The organism is Pseudomonas sp. HMSC065H01, from assembly GCF_001815235.1.
Lineage (GTDB): Bacteria > Pseudomonadota > Gammaproteobacteria > Pseudomonadales > Pseudomonadaceae > Pseudomonas > Pseudomonas aeruginosa.
In genome coordinates, this window is the sequence record NZ_KV819930.1 from 55210 (window position 1) to 56162 (window position 953).

Annotated in this window: 1 protein-coding gene; it reads right to left on the minus strand. The window is 61.1% G+C overall.

Features of this window, described 5'->3' with window-relative positions; genetic code table 11:
• The coding region (locus HMPREF3014_RS27380; protein WP_070753858.1) for a hypothetical protein at positions 1–953 on the minus strand (953 nt) is incomplete at both ends.

Consider the following 953-nt stretch of genomic DNA (forward strand, 5'->3'; position numbering starts at 1 on the left):
AATTTGCGGGCGGACTCAATAGCCTTTTTTGCCGGGACACGCTCCCGCGCGATCAGGCTCACGAACTGGCCGAGGAACATCTCGCAGTTACGCCCGCTGAAGCCCTTGGCAGTCTTGTAATAGCGCCGATACTCGGTGCGCTCGATCAGCGGATCGCACTCGACTTGGACGCGAGCATCCTGGCTGATCAGGCTCCAGAAGGCGTCATACATGCCCTCCCGAGAGAGCACACGGAATGCCTCGCAGGCATAGTTCCACAGCCCCTGTAGGTGCGGGCAAAGGCCCTCGTAGGTGCGGCAGCCGATGACCTCTCCCGAGGCCATACGTGAGCCTTCGGAGAACTGCTGGACGATGGAGTGGTGATAGCGAAACTCGATCCGCCACACCGTTTCCATGGGGTTATAGGCCGGGTCGCCATCGCCGAACGGATCCCCGTTCAGAGTCGCCCACACGCTTTCCCAATAGTCGAGCTTGTCGGTGGCCCGAGCTTGGAGGGTCTTGTTATAGATCGACAGTTGTAGGCCATTGGCCGAGCCGAACATGTACGTCTCGCCACGCCCGTAGACCGAGGCGTTGCCGTCGAACTCGATCCGCTCGATCCCACTGATTTGCCGTACCCGACGCGAGCGGCAGTGCATGCGATCAACGAGATCAGCCGGAGGCGTCCAGCCCTGCACATCCAGGGCGATATGCACGGCTGCTTGGTTGGTCTCGCAGTGACTCAGCACCGCTGCGGCCAAGTCATCCAGCACGCCCTGGAGGATACGCGGGTCGGCGCCGTCAATGGCGTGGGGCGACACCTCGATCTTGAGGTGCGAGCCAATGGTGTCGACCTTGATGTTGTGGTTCTTGATCAGCAGGATCAGGCCCATTTCGGCGTTCTGCAGGCGGTACTGATAGCCAGAGTCGCGACCGATACGACCCTTGGACCACTCGTAGCCGGCGAACTCGAC